The 8,924-nt window shown below is 72.8% G+C and carries 10 protein-coding genes; 4 read left to right on the plus strand and 6 right to left on the minus strand.

The genetic code is table 11. The annotated features are described in order from the left end of the window. The coding region (locus VR44_RS08805) for a sensor histidine kinase (RefSeq protein WP_045946841.1) at positions 1 to 810 on the plus strand (810 nt) is incomplete at its 5' end. Here VR44_RS08805 and VR44_RS08810 read toward each other — a convergent pair. Together VR44_RS08810 and VR44_RS08815 are read right to left on the minus strand one after the other, a co-directional pair. Then, positions 807 to 1,451 carry a CBS domain-containing protein gene (locus VR44_RS08810; RefSeq protein ID WP_045946842.1) on the minus strand — a complete coding sequence of 215 codons (645 nt, stop codon included), beginning with the start codon at positions 1,449 to 1,451 and terminating at the stop codon, positions 807 to 809. The two genes, VR44_RS08805 and VR44_RS08810, sit on opposite strands and share 4 nt — an antisense overlap. A 25-nt stretch (positions 1,452 to 1,476) precedes the next feature. Continuing rightward, positions 1,477 to 1,941, minus strand: a complete 465-nt coding sequence (locus VR44_RS08815) for a Crp/Fnr family transcriptional regulator (RefSeq protein WP_045946843.1) — start codon at positions 1,939 to 1,941, stop codon at positions 1,477 to 1,479. Positions 1,942 to 2,122: 181 nt separating this feature from the next. Between VR44_RS08815 and VR44_RS08820 the strand changes: the two genes are divergently transcribed. From VR44_RS08820 to VR44_RS08830, 3 genes are all read left to right on the plus strand, one after another. Next, on the plus strand, positions 2,123 to 2,386 hold the full coding sequence (locus VR44_RS08820; RefSeq protein WP_045946844.1) for an SHOCT domain-containing protein: 264 nt from the start codon (positions 2,123 to 2,125) through the stop codon (positions 2,384 to 2,386). A gap of 128 nt (positions 2,387 to 2,514) precedes the next feature. After that, positions 2,515 to 3,528, plus strand: a complete 1,014-nt coding sequence (locus tag VR44_RS08825) for an SPFH domain-containing protein (RefSeq protein WP_045946845.1) — start codon at positions 2,515 to 2,517, stop codon at positions 3,526 to 3,528. Further along, complete coding sequence (locus VR44_RS08830; protein WP_045946846.1) at positions 3,525 to 4,421, plus strand: hypothetical protein; 897 nt, start codon at positions 3,525 to 3,527, stop codon at positions 4,419 to 4,421. The genes VR44_RS08825 and VR44_RS08830 overlap by 4 nt, the downstream gene beginning before the upstream one ends. Before the next feature lie 109 nt (positions 4,422 to 4,530). Here VR44_RS08830 and VR44_RS08835 read toward each other — a convergent pair whose 3' ends face one another. From VR44_RS08835 to VR44_RS08850, 4 genes are all read right to left on the minus strand, one after another. Further along, the gene (locus VR44_RS08835) at positions 4,531 to 5,091 is read right to left on the minus strand and encodes a hypothetical protein (RefSeq protein WP_045946847.1); all 561 of its coding nucleotides are present in this window, start codon (positions 5,089 to 5,091) and stop codon (positions 4,531 to 4,533) included. Positions 5,092 to 5,219: 128 nt separating this feature from the next. Beyond that, positions 5,220 to 5,309 carry a K(+)-transporting ATPase subunit F gene (kdpF, locus tag VR44_RS41910; RefSeq protein ID WP_045946848.1) on the minus strand — a complete coding sequence of 30 codons (90 nt, stop codon included), beginning with the start codon at positions 5,307 to 5,309 and terminating at the stop codon, positions 5,220 to 5,222. 192 nt (positions 5,310 to 5,501) lie between these two features. Beyond that, a complete protein-coding gene (locus VR44_RS08845) occupies positions 5,502 to 8,048 on the minus strand; it encodes a sensor histidine kinase (RefSeq protein ID WP_045946849.1) in 2,547 nt (848 codons plus the stop codon). Positions 8,049 to 8,281: 233 nt separating this feature from the next. Then, the coding region (locus tag VR44_RS08850) for a DUF4118 domain-containing protein (protein ID WP_045946850.1) at positions 8,282 to 8,924 on the minus strand (643 nt) is incomplete at its 5' end.

Genomic DNA, 8,924 nt, shown 5'->3' on the forward strand with positions numbered 1-8,924 from the left:
CCCCTCGCGAGCGGCGAGGTCGCCATGCCGGGCCCGCTGCCCGACGCCGACCCGCGCACCGAGGTCGGCCAGGTCGCCGGCGCCCTCAACCGCATGCTCGGCCACGTCGAGGACGCCCTCGGCCGCCGCCAGGCCAGTGAGGAGCGGCTGCGCCACTTCGCCGCCGACGCCAGCCACGAACTGCGCACCCCGGTCGCGAACGTCCGGGGCCACGCGGAACTGGCCCTGCGCCACCGGGGCCCCGTACCGGGCGACGTCCGGCACGCCCTGGAGCGCATCGAGGCGGAGTCGCAGCGCATGACCTCACTCGTCGACGACCTCCTCCTGCTCGCCCGGCTGGACGCCGGGCGGCCGCTCGAACGCGCGGAGGTCGACCTCACCCTCCTCGTCCTCGACGCGACGGCCGACGCCCGGGCGGCCGGCCCGGGCCACCACTGGCGTCTCGACCTCCCCGAAGAACCCGTCGTCGTCACCGGCGACGCCCGCGGCCTCCAGCAGGCCGTCGGCAACCTCCTCGCCAACGCCCGCACGCACACCCCGCCCGGCACCGAGGTGACCGTCACCCTCGCGACCGGACCGGAAAGCGTGACCGTGACCGTGGCGGACAACGGCCCCGGCATCCCCGAAGACCTCCAGCCCGAGGTCTTCGGCCGCTTCGTCCGCGCCGACCACTCCCGCTCCCGGGCGACCGGCAGCACCGGCCTCGGCCTCGCGATCGTACACGCCGTCGCCGTGGCGCACGGCGGCACCGCCACCGTCACCAGCCGCCCCGGACACACCGGTTTCCGCCTGGTACTCCCTCTCGCCTAGACGGGTGTGCCGACGGCGCTGTCCAGCTCCATCCGGACGTCCACGACCCCCTCGACCGCCCGGATCGCCCGCGCGACCAGGGGTACCAGGGCACGGTCCGGTAGCCGACCCCGCAGGGTGACGACACCGTCCTGGACGGCGAAGTCCAGGGCCGCCCCCGGCATCAGCTCGGTGAGCACCGACAGCCGGATCTCCTCCTCGAGCTCCTCGTCGGGGCGGAGGAACACCTTCAGGAGGTCGCTGCGGCTGACCACGCCCTCGAGCATGCCCACCTCGTTCACGACGGGCAGCCGCTTGACGCGCTTGTGGGCCATGATCCGCGCGGCCTCGGCGACCGGTGCGTCCGGATGGACGGTGACGGCCGGACTCGACATGAGCTCCTCGGCCAGTGTCCCGCCGGCCTTGGACGCCTCCTCCAGCTGGTCGGGAAGCACCGGCTCGGTCCGCCGGAACTCCTCCTTCGGCAGGAGGTCCGCCTCCGATACGACGCCGACCACACGGCCCTCGCCCTCCAGGACGGGCAGCGCGCTGACCTTCCACTGGTGCATCAGCTCGACGATCTCCTTGTAGGACGCCTCGCGGCCGATCGCGACGGCGGTGTGCGTCATGACGTCACTGACGGTGTAGCGGGATGCGGACATGGCGGGTTCCTCGGGGTGCGTTGGGTCAGAGGTAGCTGCCGCTGCCGTACGGCGCGTACAGGTCGAGCAGGCGGACCCGGGCGGCCTGGAGCCGATGGGCGAGCACCTGTCCGACCCAGTGCCCGACGGCCGATCCGAAGCCGGGGTCGGCGTCCATCAGCATCCGCACGGGTTCGGCCTCGAACTCGTACGCGCGCACGGGGGTCATCGCTTCGGCGCCCAGGCGCCAGGTGTAGGGCTTGAAGAGCCAGGAACAGCCGACGAGCTGTCCGGCGCCGAGGTGTTCGATGACGGCCGCGCGCCGACCGGGCACGTGGATGTCGAGGGTGACGGTGCCCGACCGGACGATCCAGAACCGGTCGGCGTGGCCGCCCTCGCGGAAGAGACGGGTCCCTTCGGCGAAGTTGACCTCCCGTGCCAGCTCCATCAGGCGCGAACGGTGGTCGGGGGACAGCGCGGTGGCGATACGGGTGGGGGAAGGAGCACTCATGGACGGCCTCCAGGTTCGAGTCCGCCTCCAGTCTTCGCCGACGGCTCCCTCCCGGACAGGGGCCCTGTGGCCCTCTCCGGGGCCCGACCGGCCCATGCCCCGCGCAGGCCCGGCCGGGGACCCTGGCAACAGACGGGGCCCGCGACCATCCGGCCCCCCACACCCATCTGGCAGGCACGCGATGTACTGGAACGACCACATGGCCCCCTGGGGCTGGTTCGCGATGTCCTTCACGACGCTGCTCCTCTGGGGACTGATCGCCGCCGCTGCCGTCCTGCTGGTCCGCAACCTCAGGGGCGACCGCGCGACACCGGGCACCCCCGCCACCACGGAGGCGGAGGCCCTCCTCGCCGGGCGGTACGCCAGGGGCGAGATCGACGACGAGGAGTACGCGCGGCGGCTCGCCGTCCTGCGCGGCCACCCACCGGGGCCCACGCCCCGGTGAGAAGCCGACACGACGGGACCCGCCGCCACCGCCCACCCGCGGATCCGCATGCGGGACCTTTTCGTCCTCTTGACGATATGTAGGCGGCCGGTTAGCGTCATGGTGACGAAATCGAGGGGGTTCCCACCATGGCCGACATCACCCGTCGCTTCGGCTGGCGTCACCTGCGCTCCGCGCCCACCACCCACATCCGCCACCACAGGCGCGGCCGGCTCGTCCACGACGGCCGTGGGCTCAGCTTCTGGTACCGGTCGCTGTCGGCGGCGCTGTCCGAAGTGCCCGTCGACGACCGGGAGCTGGCCATGGCGTTCCACGCCCGTACGGCCGACTTCCAGGACGTCACCGTGCAGGCCACCGTCACCTACCGGATCAGCGATCCGGCCGCGGCGGCGGACCGGCTCGACTTCTCCGTGGACCCGGACACCGGCAGCTGGCGGGGCGCGCCCCTGGAGCAGATCTCCACCCTCCTCACCGAGACCGCGCAGCAGCACACGCTGGACGTGCTGGCCCGGACCCCGCTGGCCGTGGCCCTGGTGGACGGGGTCGCCTCCGTACGGCGGAGCGTCGCAGCCGGTCTCGCCGCCGAGCCGCGGCTCCCCGACACCGGCATCGACGTGGTGGCCGTACGCGTCGTCGCGATCCGGCCCGAGGCCGAGGTGGAGCGCGCCCTGCGCACACCGGCCCGCGAGCAGATCCAGCAGGAGGCGGACCGGGCGACCTACGAACGGCGGGCCGTCGCCGTCGAGCGGGAGCGTGCGATCGCCGAGAACGAGCTGGCCAGCCAGATCGAACTGGCCCGGCGTGAGGAGCAGCTGATCGAGCAGCGGGGCGTCAACTCCCGTCGGGAGGCGGAGGAGGCGGCGGCGGCCGACGGCGTACGGACCGAGGCCGAGGCGGCGCGCAAGGTCCGTCTGGCCCAGGCGGACGCCGCAGCGGCGCGCGAGACCGGGTCGGCACGGGCCGAGGCCCAGGCTTCCTGGCTGCGGGTGCACGACGAGGCCCGCGCGGGCACGCTGTACGCCCTGGCGGCGACCCGGCTGGCGGAGAACCTGCCGCGCGTCGAGAGCATCACGCTCACTCCGGACGTCCTCACCGGCCTCCTCGCCAGGCTCGGGCGCCCGGACACCGGGGCGGACGCGTGAGCCTGGCGCCCCGGGCGGTGCTCGTGCACCGCAGGACCGAGTACGAGGAGCTGATCGACCGGCACGGGACGCACGGACAGGCGGCCTTCTTCCTCTCCAGCCGGGGCCGCTCGATCGACGACGTGGTCGGCCGCCACCACCGGACCCGGCAGGCGCTGCGCGAGGTGGCGGCGGCGGTGCCGCTCACCTGGCGCACCTCCCAGGTGGAACGGGCGGACCTGGACCGCTTCCTGTTCGCGCCGGAGGACGTGGTGGTCGTGGTCGGGCAGGACGGCCTGGTCGCCAACACCGCGAAGTACCTCGCCGGACAGCCCGTGGTCGGGATCGACACCGACCCGGGACGCAACCCCGGAGTGCTGGTCCGTCACCGCTGCACCGACACGGCCGCCCTCCTGCGCGCCGCGGCCGGCGGAGGGCCGACGGAAGACCTGACCATGGTCGAGGCGGTCGCCGACGACACCCAGCGCCTCCTCGCGCTGAACGAGATCTACCTGGGCTCGCCCGGCCACCAGACGGCCCGCTACCGCCTGGGCCCCGACGGCGAAGAAGGTCCGGGCGAGGCCCAGGCGTCCTCCGGTGTACTCGTCGGCACCGGCACCGGCGCCACCGGCTGGCTGCGCTCCCTGTGGCTGGAACGCGGCAGCACGGCGCAGCTGCCCGCCCCGTCGGACCGCCGGCTCCTGTGGTTCGTCCGTGAAGCCTGGCCGTCGCCCGCGACCGGAACCACGAGGGTCGGCGGCCATCTGGACCAGCGCGAGGGGCTGCGGCTGACGGTGGAGTCCGACCGGATCGTGGTCTTCGGCGACGGCATGGAGGCGGACGCCCTGCAGCTGACCTGGGGTCAGAGCGTACGACTGGGCATCGCGGCGACGGCGCTGCGCCTGCTGACGTGAGCACCCCGCCCGGCCGGCCTCGCGGCAGGGAGGTCCGCGACCCGGCAAGTCCCGTCGAAGACGGCGGGCACGCACGGGACCAGTGGCCGGCACCGGAGTGGGAGGGGGGTCAGTGCAGACCGGAGACCTTGAAGACCGTGTGGGCCGTCTCGCGGTCGATGTGCCGGGCCAGCTCCCGTAGGGCGGTCGCGCCCTCCCGCAGGGTGCCGCGCTGGATCGCCGCGCGGCCGTCGGTGTCCAGGAGGTGCCACATCGCCGGATTGCGGGTCAGGACCGTCGGGTCGATCTCGGCCCGGTTGCCCTGTGCGTCCCGGAGGACCAGCCGTTGGGCCACCCCGTCGGTCCAGTGGACCGAGACGAGGGAGTCGGTGCGGACCGTGTCCGTGGTCAGCATCCGTCGTGCGCTCAGCCGTCCCGGGCGGACGGAGACCCGCTGGGGCAGCATGATGGCGAAGAGGAGGAAGGCCAGGCCGGCCCACAGGGCGCCGCGCGCCGGACCGAGCCTCCCGGAAGCGGCGTCCACGGCGAACAGTGCCGTGCACAGGAGGGACGCGACACCGAGGGCCGAGCGCATCTCTCCGGCCCAGTGGAGGTCGTGTGCGCAGGATCCGGAATGTGCGGCGTCGGCGTCCTGGGAGCCGGGCGCGTCAGGTGTGAAACGTCGTCCCATGAGGAGGACATTAGGGCTGGTGGCGGCGTTGTGGCCGGAGCCTGACGCACCTCTGACGGGCCGGCTACGCCATGTTGACGGTTCGTCCGCCACGAGTTCCCGTCCGGCCTCGTCCGTGGTCGTCATGCTCAGAACCTCTCCGGGAAGAGGTACGCCAGGACCAGGTACCCGGCCAGGCAGACCGCGATGATGATGCCGACGACGTTCTCCGTACCCACCCGCACCCGACTCCTCCGCGCGTCCAACCCCATCAGCGAACAGCAGCGGAGCCGGGAACGAAACGTCCCTGATGCGCTCCTGACGGCTGTCCCGCGGGACTTTGACGGTGTATTGACGGCCATTGCGCCGATGGGGTGAAGGCGGTGTGGCCGACGAGGAGGTCGGCGAGCTTGTTGTGGCGCTCGTGGGCGTCAGGTCACCGCGGACGTCGGCATCTCCGGCGACACCGGAGGGCCGTCCCCCGCCACGGGGAGGGTGAGGACCATGGTGAGGCCGCCGCCGGGGGTGTCCTCCGCCGCGAGGGTGCCTCCGATGGCCTCGGTGAAGCCGCGTGCGACGGCGAGACCCAGGCCGACGCCTGCGCCGCGCGGGGCGTCCCCGTGGCGCTGGAAGGGCTCGAAGATGCGGTTCTTGGCCTCGTCGGGGACGCCGGGGCCCCGGTCGACGACCCGGAGTTCCACCCGGTTCCCCAGGGCGCTCGCGGAGACGTTGACGGGCTGGCCGTGGGGGCTGTACTTGACGGCGTTCTCGACGATGTTGGCGACGGCCCGTTCCAGCAGGCCCCGGTCGACGGCGACCATCGGGAGCGTCTCGGGGATGTCCAGGCCGACGCTGTCCTCCGGTACACCGCCCAGGGCCATGGGGACGACCTCGTCGAGGTCGGTCTCCCGGATGAGCGGGACGACGGTGCCGGTGTTGAGGCGCGACATGTCGAGGAGGTTGCCGATCAGGGCGGCGAGGCGGTCGGCGCCGTCCTCGATGCCTTCGAGCAGTTCGGCCTTGTCCTCCTCGGACCATTCGACGTCGTCGGAGCGCAGCGAGGTGACGGAGGCCTTGATGCCGGCGAGCGGGGTGCGCAGGTCGTGGCTGACGGCGGCGAGCAGGGCCGTGCGGATGCGGTTGGCCTCGGCCAGCCGGCGCGATTTCTCCGCCTCGTCGACGAGGCGCTGGCGGTCGAGTACGACGGCCGCCTGAGCGGCGAAGGCGCCCAGGACGCGGCGGTCCTCGGCGGGCAGGACCCGGCCGGCCAGGGCGAGCGCCATGTTGTCGCCTATCGGGAGGTCGACGTCCGCGTCCTCGGGCCGGCTGATGGGGCCGGTGCCGACGGACGCCGCCGTCGTCCATGGCTCGACCTCACTGGTGCGTTCCAGGAGGACGACCGACTGCATGGCGAAGGTCTCGCGCAGTCGTTCGAGCAGGGCGTCGAGGGAGTCCTCGCCGCGCAGGACGCTGCCGGCGAGGAAGGAGAGGATCTCGGACTCGGCGCGCAGGCGGGCGGCCTGGTGGGTGCGCCGGGCGGCGAGGTCGACCACGGAGGCCACGGACACCGCCACGCCGACGAAGATCGCGATGGCGACGATGTTCTTGGGGTCGGAGACGGTGAACTCGTGCAGCGGCGGGGTGAAGTAGTAGTTCAGCAGCAGGGACCCGAACGCCGCGGAGGCGAGCGCGGGCAGGAGCCCGCCGAGCAGCGCCGCCGCCACGGTGAAGGTGAGGAAGAGCAGCATGTCGTTCGCGAGCCCGAGTTCGGGGACGAACTGGCTCAGCAGGACGGCGAGCACGGCGGGGCCGGCGATGCCGGCGGCCCAGCCCCAGATGATGCGGGAGCGGCTGAGGCGCGCGCCCCGGGCGACGGGCAGCCCGCGGCGGCCCTTGGCGGCCTCGTCGTGGGTGACGATGTGGACGTCGAGGTCCGGGCCGGATTCGCGGGCGACGGTGGCGCTGACGCCGGGGCTGAAGACGGACTGCCAGGAGCGGCGCCGGCTCACCCCGAGCACGATCTGCGTGGCGTTGACCCCTCGGGCGAACTCCAGCAGCGCGTCCGGAACGTTGTCGCCTATGACGTGGTGGAAGGTGCCGCCGAGGTCCTCGACCAGGGTCCGCTGGACGGCGAGTTCCTTGGGCGAGGCGGAGGTGAGGCCGTCGCTGGCGGCGATGTAGACGGCGAGCACCTCGCCGCCGGCGCCCTTCTCGGCGAGCCGGGCGGCGCGGCGGATGAGGGTGCGGCCTTCGGGGCCGCCGGTGATGCCGACGACGATGCGCTCGCGGGCCTGCCAGGTGGAGCGGATGTTGTGCTCGCCCCGGTACTCCTGGAGGTACTCGTCGACCCGGTCGGCCACCCACAGCAGCGCGAGCTCGCGCAGCGCGGTCAGGTTCCCGGGCCGGAAGTAGTTGGAGAGGGCCGCGTCGACCTTGTCCGGCTTGTAGACGTTGCCGTGGGCCATCCGGCGCCGCAGGGCCTGCGGGGACATGTCGACGAGCTCGATCTGGTCGGCCCGGCGGGCGACCTCGTCGGGGACGGTCTCGCGCTGGCGGACCCCGGTGATCGTCTCGACCACGTCCCCCAGGGATTCCAGGTGCTGGATGTTGACGGTCGAGACGACGTCGATGCCGGCCTGGAGGAGTTCCTCGACGTCCTGCCACCGCTTGGCGTTGCGCGAGCCGGGCACGTTGGTGTGCGCGAGTTCGTCGACCAGGACGACGGCGGGGCGCCGGGCGAGGATCGCGTCGACGTCCATCTCGGTGAACGTGGAGCCGCGGTAGTCCAGTTCGCGCCGCTCGATGAGTTCGAGGCCGTGCAGCATGACCTCGGTCCGCGGCCGGTTGTGGTGCTCGACGAAGCCGACGACGCAGTCGGTGCCCCGCTCGACCCGGCGGTGGGCCTCGGAGAGCATCGCGTACGTCTTGCCGACGCCCGGTGCCGCGCCGAGGTAGATGCGGAGCTTGCCGCGTCCCATGTTCAGACTCTTCTTCTGTGGTGTGACGAGCGGGCGGATGATCAGGGTTCGAAGCGGTATCCCATGCCCGGTTCGGTGAAGCTCCTGAGCGAAGTGGAAGCAATGAATCGGCCAGATGGCCGATGACGAGACAACCGTGTCCTCATCCCGGCGTTAAGACGCCTTGACGGTGTCCATACGGGCGAGGGGGAACTCTTGACGCCTCCCTAACGCGAGGGGACGGGAGGGCCCGGTCAGCCCAGGCGGTCCAGGCCGGCCGTGTCCAGGGCGGATCCGGCCTGCGCGGCCAGGGCGACGGCCACCAGGCGGTCCTGCTCCGGGGGGAGCGGGCCGGGAAGGGGGTCCAGCAGGAAGCGGCCGTAGTAGTGTCCGCCGCCCACGACCCGCAGCTCGGTCTCGTCGTCCGGCCAGTCCGCGTACTCGGTCACCCGGTCCGGGCGGCGCAGCCACACGCCACCGTCGTGTTCCAGGCGCGGCAGGCCGCCCATCAGGTTCCCGTACTCGAAGCGACAGCCGCGCAGGCCGAGCAGACCGACGAGCTCCCTGCGCACGTACTCGACGACCGCCTCCGGCGAGCGGCCGTCCTCGGCCAGCCGGGCGGTGCCCCGGAGGCTCGCCAGACGGGCGGCGTCGGTGATCACGGTGGTCTGCAATCGGCGGGCGCGCACCGACAGCTGGGAGACGATCAGGCCGACGACGAGCAGCAGGACGGCCGTCTCGACGTCCTGGCGGCCGGTGATCGTGAACCGTTGGTAGGGCACGGTCAGGAAGAAGTCGAACCAGGCGGCCGCCGACAGCGCGGCCACCGCTCCGGCGGTCCGCGTACCGGTGGCGGCCACCGCGACCACCGCGACGACGAGGATCAGGGCCGCGTTC

Origin of the sequence: Streptomyces katrae (genome assembly GCF_000966975.1) — a bacterium.
GTDB classification, from domain to species: Bacteria; Actinomycetota; Actinomycetes; order Streptomycetales; family Streptomycetaceae; genus Streptomyces; species Streptomyces katrae.